This is a genomic window from Stenotrophomonas sp. PS02289 (assembly GCF_029960115.1).
Lineage (GTDB): Bacteria > Pseudomonadota > Gammaproteobacteria > Xanthomonadales > Xanthomonadaceae > Stenotrophomonas.
This window is the reverse complement of record NZ_JASCOZ010000095.1, coordinates 1-16,535: the sequence shown is the minus strand read 5'-3', so window position 1 is coordinate 16,535 and position 16,535 is coordinate 1. Positions and strand designations below refer to the sequence as shown.

General features: G+C 68.5%; 13 protein-coding genes. 7 read left to right on the top strand and 6 right to left on the bottom strand.

Annotation, left to right across the window (positions count from 1 at the left end):
* Positions 1 to 108: 108 nt before the first annotated feature.
* Positions 109 to 1,614: a DASS family sodium-coupled anion symporter gene (locus QMX83_RS13780; protein WP_282297217.1), complete on the bottom strand. Its 1,506-nt coding sequence runs from the start codon at positions 1,612 to 1,614 to the stop codon at positions 109 to 111.
* A gap of 52 nt (positions 1,615 to 1,666) precedes the next feature.
* Complete coding sequence (gene atpC / locus QMX83_RS13775; protein ID WP_282297216.1) at positions 1,667 to 2,113, bottom strand: ATP synthase F1 subunit epsilon; 447 nt, start codon at positions 2,111 to 2,113, stop codon at positions 1,667 to 1,669.
* Between the two features lie 219 nt (positions 2,114 to 2,332).
* Between atpC and QMX83_RS13770 the strand changes: the two genes are divergently transcribed.
* The 7 genes from QMX83_RS13770 to QMX83_RS13740 are packed head-to-tail and all read left to right on the top strand — an operon-like array spanning position 2,333 to position 11,914.
* On the top strand, positions 2,333 to 3,529 hold the full coding sequence (locus QMX83_RS13770; protein ID WP_282297215.1) for an MFS transporter: 1,197 nt from the start codon (positions 2,333 to 2,335) through the stop codon (positions 3,527 to 3,529).
* On the top strand, positions 3,526 to 4,716 hold the full coding sequence (locus QMX83_RS13765; protein ID WP_282297214.1) for an isochorismate synthase: 1,191 nt from the start codon (positions 3,526 to 3,528) through the stop codon (positions 4,714 to 4,716). The genes QMX83_RS13770 and QMX83_RS13765 overlap by 4 nt, the downstream gene beginning before the upstream one ends.
* Positions 4,717 to 4,718: 2 nt before the next feature.
* Positions 4,719 to 6,371: an AMP-binding protein gene (locus QMX83_RS13760; RefSeq protein WP_282297218.1), complete on the top strand. Its 1,653-nt coding sequence runs from the start codon at positions 4,719 to 4,721 to the stop codon at positions 6,369 to 6,371.
* Positions 6,371 to 7,006 carry an isochorismatase family protein gene (locus tag QMX83_RS13755; protein WP_282297213.1) on the top strand — a complete coding sequence of 212 codons (636 nt, stop codon included), beginning with the start codon at positions 6,371 to 6,373 and terminating at the stop codon, positions 7,004 to 7,006. The genes QMX83_RS13760 and QMX83_RS13755 overlap by 1 nt, the downstream gene beginning before the upstream one ends.
* The gene (locus tag QMX83_RS13750) at positions 7,003 to 7,260 is read left to right on the top strand and encodes a phosphopantetheine-binding protein (protein ID WP_282297212.1); all 258 of its coding nucleotides are present in this window, start codon (positions 7,003 to 7,005) and stop codon (positions 7,258 to 7,260) included. The genes QMX83_RS13755 and QMX83_RS13750 overlap by 4 nt, the downstream gene beginning before the upstream one ends.
* The gene (locus QMX83_RS13745) at positions 7,257 to 11,156 is read left to right on the top strand and encodes an amino acid adenylation domain-containing protein (RefSeq protein WP_282297211.1); all 3,900 of its coding nucleotides are present in this window, start codon (positions 7,257 to 7,259) and stop codon (positions 11,154 to 11,156) included. Before QMX83_RS13750 ends, QMX83_RS13745 begins: the two co-directional genes overlap by 4 nt.
* Complete coding sequence (locus tag QMX83_RS13740; RefSeq protein ID WP_282297210.1) at positions 11,153 to 11,914, top strand: 2,3-dihydro-2,3-dihydroxybenzoate dehydrogenase; 762 nt, start codon at positions 11,153 to 11,155, stop codon at positions 11,912 to 11,914. Before QMX83_RS13745 ends, QMX83_RS13740 begins: the two co-directional genes overlap by 4 nt.
* On the opposite strand, the gene QMX83_RS13735 is transcribed toward QMX83_RS13740, so the two are convergent.
* From QMX83_RS13735 to QMX83_RS13720, 4 genes are read right to left on the bottom strand one after another with little or no spacing between them, the layout of a single operon-like run.
* Positions 11,911 to 12,483 (bottom strand): DUF2894 domain-containing protein, encoded by a 573-nt coding sequence (locus QMX83_RS13735; RefSeq protein WP_282297209.1) that lies wholly within the window; start codon positions 12,481 to 12,483, stop codon positions 11,911 to 11,913. The genes QMX83_RS13740 and QMX83_RS13735 overlap by 4 nt on opposite strands.
* A complete protein-coding gene (locus QMX83_RS13730; RefSeq protein ID WP_282297208.1) occupies positions 12,473 to 13,132 on the bottom strand; it encodes an OmpA family protein in 660 nt (219 codons plus the stop codon). The genes QMX83_RS13735 and QMX83_RS13730 overlap by 11 nt, the downstream gene beginning before the upstream one ends.
* Positions 13,129 to 15,378, bottom strand: a complete 2,250-nt coding sequence (locus QMX83_RS13725; protein WP_282297207.1) for a DUF802 domain-containing protein — start codon at positions 15,376 to 15,378, stop codon at positions 13,129 to 13,131. Before QMX83_RS13725 ends, QMX83_RS13730 begins: the two co-directional genes overlap by 4 nt.
* Before the next feature lie 13 nt (positions 15,379 to 15,391).
* Complete coding sequence (locus tag QMX83_RS13720) at positions 15,392 to 16,072, bottom strand: DUF3348 family protein (RefSeq protein WP_282297206.1); 681 nt, start codon at positions 16,070 to 16,072, stop codon at positions 15,392 to 15,394.
* Positions 16,073 to 16,535: the final 463 nt, after the last annotated feature.

Sequence of the window (16,535 nt, the reverse complement as noted above, 5' to 3'; positions counted from 1 at the left end):
CCGTCAACATCATATGTCGGGTTGAGGGTGGGGCAAGGTGCCCGGTTGCCGCACCCCCGGGGGGGTGCCGACCAACGGTCGGCACCTACCCGTGATGCGCGGTACCTGTCACCAATGGCCCAGGACTTTCCACCATGCGACACCCACGGTGGCGAACACCAGCAGCTCGAACACGCACATCACGAACCCGACCCGCCACCACGTGCCCAAGGTGACGTAGCCGCTGCCGAAGATGATCGGCGAGGTGCCGGTGGCGTAGTGGGTCAGCGTCATCATGATCGCCGAGCCGGCGGTCATCATCAGCATGAAGGGAATCACGTAGTCGGCCGGAATCAACAGCGCGCCCACGCCCAGGAAGGCCAGCAGCATCGCGCTGATATGTGCGGTGGTACTGGCAAACAAGTAATGCGAGAACACAAACGCCAGCACCAGCACCGCGGCAATGGCCTGCCAACCCATGCCGCTGGCGACGATGGCATTCTTCATGCCCTCCGAGAACCAGGTGATCACGCCGAGCTTGTTCAGCTGTTCGGCCATCATCACCAGCGCGCCGAACCAGATCAGTGTGTCCCAGGCGCTCTTTTCAGAGAGCACGTCATCCCAGTCGATGGTGCCGGTGATGATCAGCACGAACAGCCCCAGGAACGCGACCACCGTGGGGTCCAGGGTGAAGGCAGGGCCGAAGATCATGGCGGGAATGTTGGCCCACAGCACCAGCAGCAGGCCGAAGGTCCCCATCATGACCTTTTCCTTGCCGCTGAGCGGGCCCATCTGCTGCAATTCGCCCTTGGCGAAATCCACGGCGTTCGGCGTGTGTTTCAGTTCTGGTGGCGACAACAGGTAGACCACCAGCGGCATCAGCAGCAGGCACACCAGCCCCGGCAACAGCATGCACAACGCCCAGGTGGTCCAGCTCAGGTGGAACTGCTGGTTGGTCGCCTTGGCCACGAAATCCACCACCAGCGGATTCGGTGCCGTGGCGGTGAGGAACATCGCCGAGGTGATCGGGTTGGCGTGGTAATTCACCAGCGCCAGATAGGTGCCGACCTTGCCCTGGGTACCCTTGGCCGGGTCAGATTCAAAGGCATTGGCGATCGAGCGCATGATCGGGTGCACGATGCCGCCGCCGCGCGCCGTGTTGCTGGGCGTGAACGGGGCCAGCACCAGTTCGCAGACCGTCAGCCCGTAACCGATGCCGACCGTGCGCTTGCCGAGCAGGGCGATGAACATCAGGCCGATGCGGCTGCCCAACCCGGTTTTCTTCAGTCCGCGCGAGATCAGGATGGCGACCACGATCAACCAGATCAGCGGGCTGGCGAAGCTGCTCAGTGCATCGGTGATCGCGCCCTTGGACGAGGTGTTCGTCACCTGGGAAAGCGAGACGATGACGATGGCCATCATCGCCATCACGCCGATCGGCATCACCTTCAGGATGATCGCCACGATCGTGGTCAGGAAGATTGCCACCAGCCCCCACGCCTTGGGGGTGAGGCCGTCTGGGCAGGGCAGCAGCAACAGGGTGAACAGCACTGCGGTGGTGATCAGCGCCGGTACCAGGCGGAACGGAACGGCGTTGTTGAAGTAGCGGAACAGGGCCTTGAGCGAGGCAAGCATGGTGGGGTCCAGATTGCCGGGCAGCGCCCGGCGCTACGAGGAGGCCGCCGGATTACCGGGGCGGTAACTGGCGCAGGTTCTGCAGGCGCTGCAGCATCAGTTCGGCGTGCAGCCTGGCGTAGCCGTCATCGGTGAAGTCCTGCGCCATCGGCGAACTGGCGGCCTGGCGGGCAGCGTCGGCACGGGCCTTGTCCAGGTCTTCGCCGCGCAGGGCCAGGTCGGCCAGCACGATCACCTTGCCGGGCTGCACTTCGACATAGCCGCCGGACACGTACACGTGCAGTGGCGGCTCGCTGCTGGCTGGAAACACCGAGACCATGCCTTCGCGCAGGGTGCTCAGCAGGGGCGCGTGGCGGGCCATCACGCCGAAACGCCCTTCACTGCCGGGCAGGCTGACTTCACGGACCTCACCGCTCCAGAGTTCGCCCATCAGGCTGATGATCTGCAGGTCGATGGCGTGGGCGTCGCCCAGTTGTGGGGGCAGGGGAGTGGATTGCATGGTGCGCGTCCTTGGGGGAGGAGTGGGTCCAGCCTACCGATCTTGGCGCGCGCAGGGGTTGATCGACGTCAATGTGTGGAAAGTTGGTGTGTGACGACAAATGAGAGCTGTTATCATTTGCGCACATAGCCACGCCGATGCCTGCATTGGCCCAGCCGAATTGTTCCGTCGCTCCGCTTCACGCGGGGCGCGTTCCTTCCTGTTCGGCTGTGGTGCGTGATGCGTTCAACTCCCTCTGTTCCTGGCTTGCCTGCGCTGGTGTTCGCGGCCCTGGCGGGCACGATGGCCATGATGTCGTTCGTGGCGGTGGTCGGTCCGGTGGTGCGCCTGCTCGGCTTGTCCGAATGGCACGCGGGGTTGTCGGTCACGGCGGCGGGGGTGTTATGGATGCTCTCCGCACGCCCCTGGGGTGGGCTCAGCGACCGGATCGGTCGCAAGCGCGTGCTGGTGATCGCGCTGTTGGCTTATGCGCTGATCTATATCGTGATGGCGGTGTTCGTGGACACCGCGCTGCGCTCGCCGCCGGCGGTGTGGCTGTCGGTGCTGGCGCTGGTGGGCACACGTGCGCTGGTGGGGCTGTTCTATGCCGCCGTCCCGCCGACCGCCGCAGCGCTGGTGGCCGATGCAGCGCCCCCCGGCGAACGCGCCGGCGTGATGGCCAAGCTGGGAAGCGCCAATGCGCTGGGCATGGTGGTGGGCCCGGCCGCCGCTGGCTGGGTGGCTTACCAGAATCTGTCGTTGACCCTCTATCTGGCCGCGCTGCTGCCACTGCTGTCGCTGGGGGCGGTCGCATGGGGCCTGCCGTCGGCCACGCCACCGGCAGCCACTCCAGACCGCCCGCGCAGCCGGCTGGCGTGGCATGACGCACGACTGCGGCTGCCGGTACTGGCGGTGTTTCTGGCGATGATCTCGGTGACCATCGCGCAGGTGACGGTCGGCTTCTTCGCCATTGACCGCTTGCGCTTGAGTCCGGCCGACGGCGCACGCATGGCCGGGCTGGCACTGACCGCAGTGGGTGTCGGGCTGATCCTGGCGCAGATCGGCGTGATGAAACTCAAGGGCGTGCCGCCACGGCGCTGGATCGCCATTGGCGCGCTGATCTCGGGCGTGGGCTTCGCCTCGGTGTCGCTGGTGCAGGTGCCGTGGCAGCTGCTGGCGACCTACGCGCTGGCCGCCTTCGGCATGGGTTTCGTGTTCCCCTCGTTCCAGGCGCTGGCCGCCGATTCGGTGGACGCACATGAGCAGGGGGCGGCTGCCGGTGCGGTAGCCTCGGTGCAGGGTCTGGGCATGGTGATCGGGCCGATGGTCGGCACCCTGCTGTATCGGGTGGCACCGCCCCTGCCTTACCTGCTGGTGGGGGTGCTGCTGCTGGCGCTGTCGGTTGCTGCGGCACTGCATGCGAGGCGCGCGCCATGAGTGAGGCTTTGTACGCCACCAGCGCGAACGACGACGCATTCGGGGGCATCGAACTGGACGAGGCCGCGCCGGGTTTTCTGCTGCGCACGGGCACGCGCACGCTGGATGCCCGTGGCTGCCGCGCGATGCTGCCTGCCGGTGGCACCGCGACGTTGCCGGCGCGGGTGAGCGCCTTCTTCAACGCCGCTCCGACCGGCCTGCCGCTGCTGGTGGGCGCGCTGCCGTTCGATCCGACGGCACTGGATGCGCTGTACCAGCCGGTTTCGTTGCTGACGGCGTTACCGTCCCACCCGCATCCCACGCCCGCTTTCGTCGGTGACATCCGCAGCGAACCGTCCCCGGAGACGTATGCCAATGCGGTGGAACGGGCCCTGGAGACGCTGGACAACCCGTATACGCCGTTGCGCAAGGTGGTGCTGGCCCGCAGCCTGCACGTCAGCGCCACCGGGGCGATTGACCCGCATGCGTTGGCGCTGCGCCTCGGCCAGGACGCCGGCGTGGCTCCGTTCGTCGCGGCGCTGCCCGAGGACCCGAGCCGGCCGCCGGCGTGGCTGGTCGGTGCCAGTCCGGAACTGCTGGTGTCGCGGCAGGGACTGCGGGTGTGCTCGCATCCGTTGGCCGGCTCGGCCCGTCGCAGCGCGGATCCGACCGAAGACGCGGCCGCCGCGCAGGCGCTGCTGGGCTCGGCCAAGGATCATGACGAGCACCGGTATGTGGTCGAGGCGATTGTCGAAGCGCTCACGCCCTGGTGCCGCGACATCCGCGCGCCGCAGCGGCCGGAACTGCATTCCACCGCCAGCATGTGGCATCTGGGCACGCGCATTGAAGCCACGCTGCGCGACCCGTCCACGCCGGTGGCCGAGCTGCTGGCGGCGCTGCATCCCACCCCGGCGGTCTGTGGCACCCCGCGTGACGATGCGATGTACAGCATTCGCCGGCTCGAACCGAATCCCCGTGGCTTCTACGCCGGTGCCGTGGGCTGGATGGACGCTGACGGCGATGGCGAATGGTATGTGGCGATCCGCTGTGCGCGCGTGCAGGGCGCGCAGGCGCAGGTGTTCGCGGGCGCGGGCATTGTGTCCGGTTCGCAGCCTGCGCTGGAAGTCGCCGAAACCGCTGCCAAATTTGGTGCACTGTTGACCGCCCTCGGGGTCGGCAGCGCGCCGTCAATGGGAACAGATTCATGATGATGCACTCCAATGACGCGCACGCGCGCCTGCCACTGGCGCAGACCTGGCCGGCGGCACGCGTGGCGCGTTACCGCGCTGCCGGCTACTGGCGGGGCGAAACCCTGCCGGGCATGTTGCGCGAACGTGCCGCGACGTACGCCGATGACCTCGCGGTGATCGGCGGTGAGGTGCGGCTGACCTATGCGCAGCTCTGGCAGTACGCCGGGCGCATCGGGGCCGGTCTGCTGGCGTGCGGGCTGCACCCGGGTGACCGGGTGGTGGTGCAGCTGGGCAACACCGCCGATTTCATCGCGGTGGTGTTCGGGCTGTTCCGCGCCGGTCTGATTCCGGTGTATGCCTTGCCGGCGCATCGGTTCACCGAAGTCAGCCACGTGCTGGACAAAGCCCAGGCCAGCGCCTACATCGCCAGCGCGCAGTACGAAGGCTTCGACTACCGCACGCTGGCACGCGAACTGCAGGCCGCGCGGCCCGCGTTGCAGCACGTGCTGATCAGCGGCGAGGGTGAGGAATTCGCCACCGTGGCGTCGCTGGAAGGGGACGCGACCACGCTGCCGTCCGACCCGGACCCGCAGTCGGTGGCTTTCCTGCAGCTGTCCGGTGGCAGCACCGGTCTGTCCAAGCTGATTCCGCGCACCCACGACGATTACCTGTATTCGGTGCGTGCCAGCAACGAGATCTGCGCGATCAATCGAAGCACGGTGTACATGGTCGCGCTGCCCGCGGCCCACAACTTCCCGATGAGCTCGCCTGGCTTCCTTGGCGCGTTGTATGCCGGCGCGCGGGTCGTGCTGAGCCCGGGTCCGGGTCCGGACGCGGCGTTCCCGCTGATCGCGCGCGAGCAGGTGAGCTGCGTGGGGCTGGTGCCACCGCTGGCGCTGTTGTGGGCGCAGGCGGCCCCGTCCAGCGCGCACGATCTGTCCAGCCTGAAGGTGATGCAGGTCGGCGGAGCCAAGCTGGTACCGGAAGCCGCGCGCCGCGTGGTGGATGGGCTGGGCTGCCGGTTGCAGCAGGTGTTCGGCATGGCCGAGGGGCTGGTCAACTACACCCGTCTGCATGATGCCGAAGACATCGTGCTGGGCACGCAGGGACGGCCGATTTCGCCGGACGACGAGGTGCTGGTGCTGGACGACCATGGGCACCCGGTGGCCCCGGGCGAAGTAGGGCATCTGCTTACGCGCGGCCCATACACCATCGGGTCGTATCACAACGACCCGGGTGCCAATGCGCGTTCGTTCACCGAAGACGGCTTCTACCGCACCGGCGACCGCGTGCAGCAGCTGCCGGGGGGCTATCTGGTGGTGCAGGGGCGTGCCGGTGACCACATCAACCGTGCGGGCGAGAAAATCTCCGCCGAGGAAATCGAGGACCATCTGCTCGCCCACAGTGCTGTGTTCGATGCGGCGGTGGTCTCGATTCCGGATCCCTACCTGGGCGAGCGCAGCTGTGCCTTTGTGATCGCCCAGGGCGAAGCGCCCACCGCCGCCCAGCTCAAGGCCTGGGTACGCGGGCGTGGCGTGGCCGCGTTCAAGGTGCCTGACCAGGTCGTGTTCGTGCCAGCGTTCGGCACCACCGCCGTGGGTAAGATCAGCCGTCGCGAGCTGCGTGCGCAGCTGCGCGACCATCATCTGCAACAGACTGGAGAACCGCGCTGATGGCGCTGCCGAAAATCGCTCCCTATCCGCTGCCGGTTGCAGCGGAACTGCCTGCGCCGCGTGGACCGTGGACGCTGAAACCTGAGCGCGCCGCGCTGCTGGTGCATGACATGCAGCAGTACTTCCTGGCCGCATTCGCCGCCGATGCCAGCCCCCTGGCCCCCGCCATTGCCAACATCGCCCGCCTGCTGCAGCACTGCCGCCAGCGCGGTATTCCGGTGTTCTACACCGCGCAGCGCGGCAACCAGGACCGCCGCGACCGCGGCTTGCAGGCCGACCTGTGGGGGCCGGGCATGCAGGCCATTGCCGAACACGAAACCATCATCGACGCGTTGGCTCCGGTAGCCGGCGACCACGTGCTGGTGAAGCACCGCTACAGCGCGTTCCAGCGCAGCAACCTGGAAACGATGATGCGTGCGCGTGGCCGCGACCAGCTGCTGGTGACCGGCGTCTACGCGCACATCGGCTGCGCTGCCACGGTGAGTGAGGCGTTCCAGCGGGATATCGAAGCCTTCATCGCCGCCGATGCGGTGGCCGATTTCTCGCGCGCCGACCACGACCTGGCGCTGCACTGGATCGCCCGCACCACCGGCGTGCCGTTGACCACCGACACCCTGTTGGAGCAACTGGCATGACCACCGATACGACCCCGCTGACCCTCGAGCGCATGCGCGCCGACATCGCCGGCATGCTCGGCGAAACCCCCGACGTGGTGGGTGACGACGATCACCTGATGGACCTGGGGTTGGATTCGATGCGTGTGCTCGGCCTGGTGCTGGCCTGGGGCAACACCGGCATTCCGCTGGAGTTCGGTCATCTGGCCGAGCACACCACGCTGCGCGCATGGTGGAACGTGGTGCAGCGCCTGCAGGGTCTCACCCCGGCATGAGCGGACATGCGGTCGCTGCCGCCGAGGACGCGGTGCGCCGGCATGCCTTGAGCGAGGCACAGACCGGTCTGTGGTACGCGCAGCGACTGGCGGCCGCACCGGCGGCGTTCAACACCGCACATGCGGTGTGGTTCGACGGCGTGTTGGACATCGCGCGCTTCGTGACCGCCGCGGACCAGATGGCGGTGGAGGCGGGTGCGCTGGCGCTGCGCTTTGCCGAGCGTGCCGATGGCCTGCCGGAGCAGTGGCTCGACCTCGCGCATGTGCCGCGCCTGCAGGTGGTGGACCTGTCCAGCACAGCGGACCCGGCGCAGGCGGCGCGTGATGCGATGGACCGGGACCGGCTGACCCCGGCGGACCCGCAGCGCGATCGTATCGCGCAGCAGCGCTTGTTCGTGCTGGGCCCGCAGCAGCATGTCTGGTACCTGCGGGTGCATCACCTGGCCACCGATGGTTACGGCATGGCGCTGCTGGGCGAGCGCCTCTGTGCGCTGTATGCCGGGGAGCTGGCGCAGGCGACCCTGCAGCCCTGGTCGCCGGTACTGGACGAGGACGCTGCCTACCGCAGCAGCGAGCGGCGCAGTGCCGACGCGGCGTGGTGGCAGACCTACCTGTCCGATGCGGTGCCGGCGGAGGCGGGCAGCGCGGCCCCGCCAGCGGCGGATGCGTTGCGCGGTGTCTGGCCGGTGCCGACGGACCTGTGTGCCGCGCTGCACGCCGCTGCCGCGCAGATCGGCCAACCGTGGCCGGACCTGCTGACCGCGCTGGTCGCGGCCTATTGCCAGCGCATGACCGCACAGGACGAAGCGGTGCTGGGCGTGCCCAGCATGGGGCGGTTGGGCAGCGTATCGGCGCGGGTGCCCGCGATGGTGATGAACGTGCTGCCGTTGCGCACACGTGCACGTGACCAGGACACCGTGGAAGCTTACCTGCGCGAGACCGTGCGCGACCTGGTGCGTGGACGTCGACATGGCCGCTACCGCGGCGAGCAGTTGCGTCGCGACCTGGGGTGGGTCGGCCGCCAGCATCGCCTGCATGGGCCGCTGGTGAACGTGCAACCGTTCTATCGGCCGTTACCGTGGCAGGGGGCCAAGGCGACGCTGGAGATTCTGGGGACCGGGCCGGTCGACGAGATCACCTTCGGCTTCCGTGGCGATGCCGTGCCCGGCCTGCAGCTGGAGATCGAGGCGAACCCGGCTCTGTTCGACCGCATCGCGATGGCGGCGCATGCCGCGCGCCTTCCGCATTTCGTGGCACAGGCGCTGCGCGTGCTGGGCGAGGGGGGCTGCATGGGGGACATCCCGCTGGCCACCCAGGACGAGGTGCAGCACTGGCTGCATGCAGTCAACGCCACCACGCATGCGGTCGATGATGTTTCGCTGACGGCGCTGTTGCTGGCGCAGATGCAGGCCACGCCGGATGCCAACGCGCTGGAATTCGAGGGCGAGTCGCTCAGCTACGCGGCACTGGAGGCGCGCAGCCGGGCGCTGGCGTTGCAGTTGCGCGCGTGTGGCGTGGCGCGTGAGAGTCGCGTGGTGGTGGCGCTGCCGCGTTCGCTGTCGCTGCTGGTGGCGCTGGTGGCGGTGCTGCGGGCAGGCGCGGCTTACCTGCCGGTGGATCTGTCGCATCCGGATGCGCGCCTGCGTCGGGTGCTGGAAATTGGCCAACCGGTCTGCGTGCTCGCCGAAGCGGAGGCCGCAGCGCGCTTCGGCGGGCTGCCCGTGCTGACCCCGGCGGACTGGGCGGAGCACGCATCGGACGCGCTGCCTGACACCGTGCAGCCTGCAGACGCGGCCTATGTGATTTTCACCTCCGGCTCCACCGGTGAACCCAAGGGCGTGCTGGTGGAGCACCGCGCCATCGTCAATCGTCTGCAGTGGATGCGGCATCACTACGGCTTCGGGGCCGCCGAGCGGGTTTTGCAGAAGACGCCGGCCACCTTCGATGTGTCGGTGTGGGAGTTCTTCCTGCCGTTGATCAGCGGTGGCACGCTGGTGATCGCGGCCCCTGAGGTACATCGCGACCCGCAGGCGCTGGCGCGGCTGATCCGCAGCGCCCGGATCAGCACGCTGCACTTCGTGCCCTCGATGCTGGACGCCTTCCTGGCCGTGCCGGAATCGCAGGGGCTTTCGCTGCGCCAGGTGTTCACCAGCGGCGAAGCGCTGGAGGCGTCGTTGCGCGACCGTTTCCATGCGCGCATGCAGGCACAGCTGCACAACCTGTATGGCCCCACCGAGGCGGCCGTGGATGTGAGCTGGTGGCCGGCCAGCGCCGAGGACACCTCGCAGCCGGTACCGATCGGCTACCCGGTCTGGAACACCCGTCTTTACGTGCTGGATGCACAGCTGCGCGCGGTGCCCGACGGCGTGCCCGGTGATCTGTATCTGGGCGGGGTGCAGCTGGCACGCGGCTACCTGGGGCGTGATGACTTGACCGCCGAACGCTTCATCGACGACCCGCATGTACCGGGTGCGCGGATGTACCGCACTGGCGACCGGGCACGCTGGCGTCGCGACGGTGCCGTGGAATACCTGGGGCGCAGCGACCACCAGGTGAAGCTGCGCGGTCTGCGCATCGAGCTGGGTGAGATCGAGGCCGTCCTGCGTGCGGTTCCGGCGGTCGCCCGGGTGGCGGTGCTGCTGCGCGAGGCAATGCTGGTGGCCTATGTCTCTGGCACCGCCCTCGACCCCGCGGCCCTGCGCCAGCACGCGATGCAGCAACTGCCTGATTACATGGTGCCGTCAGCCTTCGTGACCGTCGATCACTGGCCGGTCACCGCCAATGGAAAGCTGGATCGTGACGCGCTGCCTGCGCCGCCGATGCAGGTGGCGGCAGGGCGCGCCCCGGCGACGGACAGCGAACGTGTGCTGGCGCGGTTGTTCGCGCAGGTGCTGGCGTTGTCCGCCCCGGTGGACGCGGACGCGGACTTCTTCGCGCTGGGCGGTGATTCGCTGAGTGCGGTGCGGCTGCTGCTGGAGATCCAACAGCACTGGGCGCAGGACCCGGGTCTGGGCAGCGTGTTCGAGCACCCCACGGTTGCCGCGCTGGCCGCGCGTCTGGATGCGCCGGCGGCGGAAACCGATCACGGTCTGGGTCCGCTGATCACCCTGGCCCAGGGCGAAGCGGGCAGGGCACCATTGTTCGTGATCCATCCCGCCGGCGGCATTGCCTGGAATTACCGCGAGCTGGCCAATGCGCTGCGGCCTGCGCGCCCGGTGCTCGGTCTGCAGTCGCCGGTACTCGACCCTGCTGCACCGCTGCCGCACAGCATTGACGCGCTGGCAGCGCAGTACGCCGCACGCATCGTCGAACGGCAACCGCAGGGGCCGGTGCATCTGCTCGGCTGGTCGGTCGGCGGCATCATCGCCCAGGCCATTGCCGTGCATCTGCAGTCGCAGGGCCGCGCGGTGGGTGCACTGGTGCTGCTGGATGCCTATCCCGCTGAATGCTGGCGGGCAGAGCCCGAACCGAACCCGGTGGCGGCGTTGCGGGCGCTGCTGGCCATTGCCGGCTACGACCCGGACGGTCATCCGGAACTGGACAGCCGCGAGCGCATCGTGAACTTCCTGCGTCGCGGCGACAGTGCCTTGGGCCATCTGCCGGACGCCGTGCTGGACGGCGTGGTCCGCGCGGTGACCGGTACCAACCGGCTGATCCGTGAGCATCACCATCGCCACTACGATGGCGCGCTGGTGCATGTGCGTGCGGCGCGCGACCATGTGCAGCGTCCGCAGCTGCAGTCATCGCTGTGGCAGGTGCACGCGACCCGCGTGGAGACGCTGCCGCTGCCTTTCCTGCACAGCGAACTCACCGGGCGTGATGCGGTCGCGCAGCTGGCTCCGTGGCTGTCACGGCAGCTTTCCGATTTCGATTCAGACGAGGACTCCACGGCATGAAACTGACCGGATTCGACGGCACCGTGGCGCTGGTGACCGGCGCGGCAGGCGGCATTGGCGCGGCGCTGGTGCAGCTGCTGCTGGACAGCGGTGCGGTGGTGGTGGCGACTGACCGTGACGTACCGGTGCGGGCGACCCATCCACATCTGCATGCGTACGCGCTCGATGTGAGCGATGCCGCAGCGGTCGATGCGCGGGTGAGCGCGGTGGAGGCTGAGCTCGGCCCGATCGGCTTCGGTGTAAACGTGGCCGGTGTGCTGCAGGTCGGTGAAGTGACCGGCATCAGCGATGCACAGTGGCGCAGCGTGTTCGCGGTCAACACCGATGGCGTGTTTCATCTGGGACGGGCGCTGGCGCGGGTGATGACGCCGCGGCGGCGTGGAGCCATCGTCACGGTCAGCTCGAACGCGGCGGGTGTACCACGCCACGGCATGGCGGCCTATGCGGCCTCCAAAGCCGCCGCCACCATGTTCACCCGCTGCCTGGGACTGGAACTGGCCCCGCATGGCATCCGCTGCAACATCGTGGCACCGGGGTCGACGCTGACGCCGATGCAGACCGGCATGTGGGCAGACGATCAGGGCGCGCAGCGCGTCATTGCCGGCACGCCGGAGACCTTCAAGGCGGGTATTCCACTGGGCAAGCTGGCGCAGCCGGACGACGTGGCGCAGGCGGTGATGTTCCTGCTGTCCGACCAGGCCGGCCACATCGCCATGAGCGACCTGTACGTGGACGGGGGCGCGACTCTGCGCGGTTAGCGGGCGGTGCGTCGGCGGGGTTTCGCGCCGGGCGCGCCGCTGTCGCGGCTGGGCAGGGTGCCACGCTGCTGCAGCGTGTCCAGCCAGGCCAGGTTGTCCAGGTAGGCCAGGAAGTGCTGCAGATAGCCGGGGGAAACCTCGCCCATCCAGCCCAGCGTGCGGTGCACCAGCATGCTGGAATTCAACGGACCACTGTCACTCGGCGCTTCCTGGGCCAGGGTCTGGCGAACCTGGCTTTGGGTGCGCAGGTTCGCCCACATCGCTCGGAATTCAGCGAGTGCGGGCAACTGCGGGTAGTCGGCATTGCGCGGCGCGGCCAGCTCCCGCAGCGTAGCGGTCGGTTGCGGCGTCGCCTCCGTCGCCACGGGCAGCGCTTCAATGCGGGCCGCGTAGGCGTTCAGCAGCAGCTGCAGGCGGGCGTCCAGCACCCGGCGCAGCGCGCCATCATGGGCGTGGGCGCGCTGCTGCAAAGCTTCGAGGAACGCGAACTGCACCGGGTCGATGCGGTCGTGTCCCTGCGTGCGCCAGCGCTGCAATTGCGCCGGCGTGGTATGGCCGTCAGCGGCCATCGGCGCTGTGGTCCGCGGCGTCGGTGGCCTTCGGGCGCGGAATCGGTGCCATTTCCACGCGGCGATTGCGCGAGCGGCCTTCTTCGCTGGTGTTGCTGTCGACGGGCTGCTCGGCACCAAAGGCGGCGGCGAACACCGAGCCGGAGGGCACGCCGTCGGCGATCAAGGCGCGGGTCACGGTGAGCGAGCGCTGTGCGGACAGTTCCCAGTTGTCAGCGAACTGGCGATTGGTGTCGCGCACCGGCTGGTCATCGGTGAAACCGCTGACCATCAGGATCTCCTCGCGCGACGCCAGGTAACCGGCCAGCGGCGCGGCCAGGCTCTTCAGCAGCTCGCGGCCTTCGGGCTGCAACTGGTCGGAGTTGAGCGCGAACAGCACGCTGCCACGGATGCCAATGCGGCCATCCACCAGGGTGACCCGGCCGGCGGCGAGTGGACCGGCCAGGGCCTGCTCCAGGGTCTGGCGGCGCTTGGCCTCGGCTTCGCGCTGGGCTACTTCCTGGTCCAGGCGCTGCGACAGTTCCAGCTGGATCGCGACCACGCCCACCAGAATGAGCACGAACGCGCCCAGCAGCACCGACATCAGGTCGCCGAACGCGGCCCAAACCGGTGTGCCGGTCTCGCCGTCGAGTTCGATCTCCTCGCTCATGCGGTGGCGGCCCCGCTGCTGCGACGACGGCCCGCCAGCTGCTGCAGTTCTTCGATGATCTGCTGCTGCGAGAGCACGCTCAGGTCGACGACCTCACGCGCCTGGGCGACGTAGTAGGCCAGCTGCTCATCGCTGCGGGCCATCGAGGCGTCCAGTGCGCCCGCCACCTGCTGAAGCTGTTCGCCCAGCCCGGTGCTGGCACTGCCGAAGCTGTGCATCGCGCTGCCAAACGCTTCAGCCAGGCTGGCGACCTCGATCGCACTGCCGCTGATCTGCGCGGCGGCGTTCTCCAGCTTGCCGGCTTCGCTGCTGATCTGCTCGCCAAACCGCGTGCCGACGCGTTCCAGGAGCTCGGCCGAGGTGCTCACCAGCGCGTCGACCGCAGTGCGCTGTTCGGTGGAGGCATGGTTGACCGCGTCGAGCAGGGTTTCCAGCGTCCCCAGCAGGCGGGTGCGTTCTTCCAGCATGGCGGTGTCGCGGACCATGCTGTCGGACAGTTTCTGGCGCAGCTCGGCGACGACATCGGCGGCCGCCTTGGGTGCCTCGGAGGCGAGGGTCACCAAGCGGGAGATCTCGGCGATGGTCTCGCGCGCATGGTCCTGTGCCTGGGTGCCGATCTGCTGCGCGGTGTTGGCCAGGGTTTCGCAGACCACCTGCTGGCTGGCCGCGACCTGCGCGCCGTTGGCTTCCCACTGCTGGCCGAGTTGCTCGGAAAGACGGGCGAACGCATCACGCCAGGTATCCAGGCGCTGCGCATCGCGTGCCTCCAGGGTGTCCTGCAGGCCGGTGTGGGCCGACTGCAGGCCTTCCACGAGTGCACGGGCGTGGTTGTCGAAGCGATCGGTGGCGGTGGCCAGGGCCTGCTGGTTGCGCTCGGCCAGTTCCGCGTTGACGCTCTGCTGGCCGGCCAGGGTGTCACGCCACGCCTGTGCGGAGCTGTCGGCGCTGGCCTGCATGTGGGCGGCCAGGGCATCGACCAGTGCGGTGGCGTGGGCGTTCTGCTCGGAGTGCGCGCTGCGCAGCGCGTCGCGCAGCTGTTCGATCAGTGCGGCATGGGTCTGCTGCTGGGCCTGCTGCGCGCTGTTCCATTGCGTGGCGGTGTCGTCCAGGCGCGCGGCGACCGCGTCGAGCAACTGGCGGCTGTGTTCGCCCTGGGCACTGCTGAAACCTTCCAGCGTGCCGCGCAGGTCGCTCGCCAGCTGGGTGTGCGCCTGCTGCTGGTCGCGCAGGGCGCTGTTCCAGGTTTCACGGGCGTGGGTCTGGCTCTGCTCGAAGCCGCTGCTGAGTGCACCCAGCTGAGCCTGCACGGCGTCGCGCACGCTGTGCTGCAACTGCGTGCTCTGCTCGCTGAGCCCGGCCAGGGTCTGCGTCATCAGCGGCTGCAGCGCCTCGCCGACGGCACGTGCGCTCTGCGCCACGCCGTCCTGCAAGGTCTGCTGCAGGGCGCTGGCCAGTTGCTGCTGGCTGTGTTCGGCCGACTGTTGGAACTGTTGCTGGCTGCTGAGCAGGCGCTCGCCGGTGCTGCCGCTGTGCTGCTCAATCGCCGCGCTGACCGCTTCCAGTCGCTCCACCAGGGCGGGCAGCAGCCCGGCCTGGGCCTGCAGCAGGCGGAAGGTTTCGGCACGCTGCCAGCTCTGCGAGTGCACGTGCAGGGTGGTGGCAATGCGGGTATCCAGCTGCTGCACCACGCCCAGCCGTTCGCGTCGGCATAGTGCGGACAGCAGGCCGAGCATGGCCGAGGTGGCGACACCGGCGATGGAGGTACCGAATGCGACGGCCAGGCCTTCGACCGGTGCGCCAAGCGAGCCACGAATGGCCTGCAGGTCGGTGGCGCTTTCCAGCGCCAGACCGGTGCCACGCAGGGTGGCCATCATGCCCAGCAGGGTGCCGAGCATGCCGAGCAGGACCAGCAGGCCGACCAAGTAGGGCGTGAGGGTGGGTGCGGGCAGGGCGGTGCGCTCGCCTTCGACGCGCAGACGGACCGCATTGCGCAGGCTGGCGGGCACCTGCTGCAGCCATTCGCCCAGGTTCGCCGGCGCGGTCTCAGCAGCGGCGATGGCCTGTTCCAGTGCGGCGGTATCGGCGCGGTAGCGGCGCAGTTCAAGCGCACCGGCGACGTAGCCGGCGGCAATCACCAGGGCGACGCCGACGCCAACGGCGTTATGGCCGATGTAGCCGGCCCCGATCCAGCACACGGCCAGCAGGCCGGCGAGGAAGACAACAAGATGAAGAGCGGTTCTGGGCATAAGGGGCACGAATTCAGTGGGCGCGCAGGGCGGCAAGCAGCCCGTCGATGGGGTGGAAACGGACATCCAGTTCGGCCATGAGGACGTTCTGCATGTCGGTCCTGAACAACTGCAGCCAGCCGGGATCCACACCGTCTTCGGTGTCATCGGCGCTGGCGGCGTCGCGCAGGCGTTCAAAATGGGTGCCGAGCAGGGTGGGCACGGCGGCGAGCAGGCTCTGCTCGCGGGGGCTGAGTGCCTGTTCCATGACGGCATCGACCTCGGCGAGGCGGGCGCGGTCGTCGGGCAGGGCGCTGAGCCGGTCGCGCAGCAGGCCACGCAGGCGGCCGCTGGCCATCAGCATGGCGCGCTGGTGGTTCAGGCAGCGGGTACGCCAGGCCATGGTTTCACGCGGTTCGGGCTTGCCGGGGGCCGGCGGCTGCTGGATGGCCTGGGTCAGGCTGTCGCGCACGCGCTGGCATTCGGCCAGGAGGGGTTCAACCGGACCGGGTTCAGCCTCGGCGGCGGCCGGCAGCCGGCCATCCAGGGCACGCGACAGGGCCACGGCGCGGGTCCAGTCGATCCACTGGCTGAGCCGGTCGGTCAGATCAGGGCTGGTACGCGGGGCATTCCGGTCGGCCAGCGCCGCCAGCAATCGAATGAAGGGCGGGCCGGGGACAGGCGGTTGGGGCTTCTTCGCCATGGTTCCGGTCAAAACCGTGAATTTTACACTGGAATGACGGTTTCACGGGTTCAGTGGTTCGTTCAGGGTTTGGGCGGGTCGCGAACAGCCGGTGGTCATCGGTTCTCTGGTTTGGCGGCTCGGGATGGGCGTTCCGGGGGACGGCGCAAGTACGTCCCTGTAGCCTCGATCGCCGCATCCATGCGGCTCACGCCCCCTCCAGCCCACCCCGACCCGCCATCGACAGTGCGTCGGTGGCCATCGAAGATCAAAACCACGCGCGGTGCCGGCTTGGTAGCGTCGGTCGACAGACGACGGCCCTGAAACCCCCAACATTCGGTAACGCATGACCCCAGATCGACACCGCTGTTGATCTGGCATTTCCCATGGCCACCGACCACGTATCGAGGGGCCGGTGGGTGGGGGTACGGGACCGTGAAGGCACATGGATGTGCCGCCCGAGCCTAACTGGAGATTTAAGGCGTGTCCCGTACCC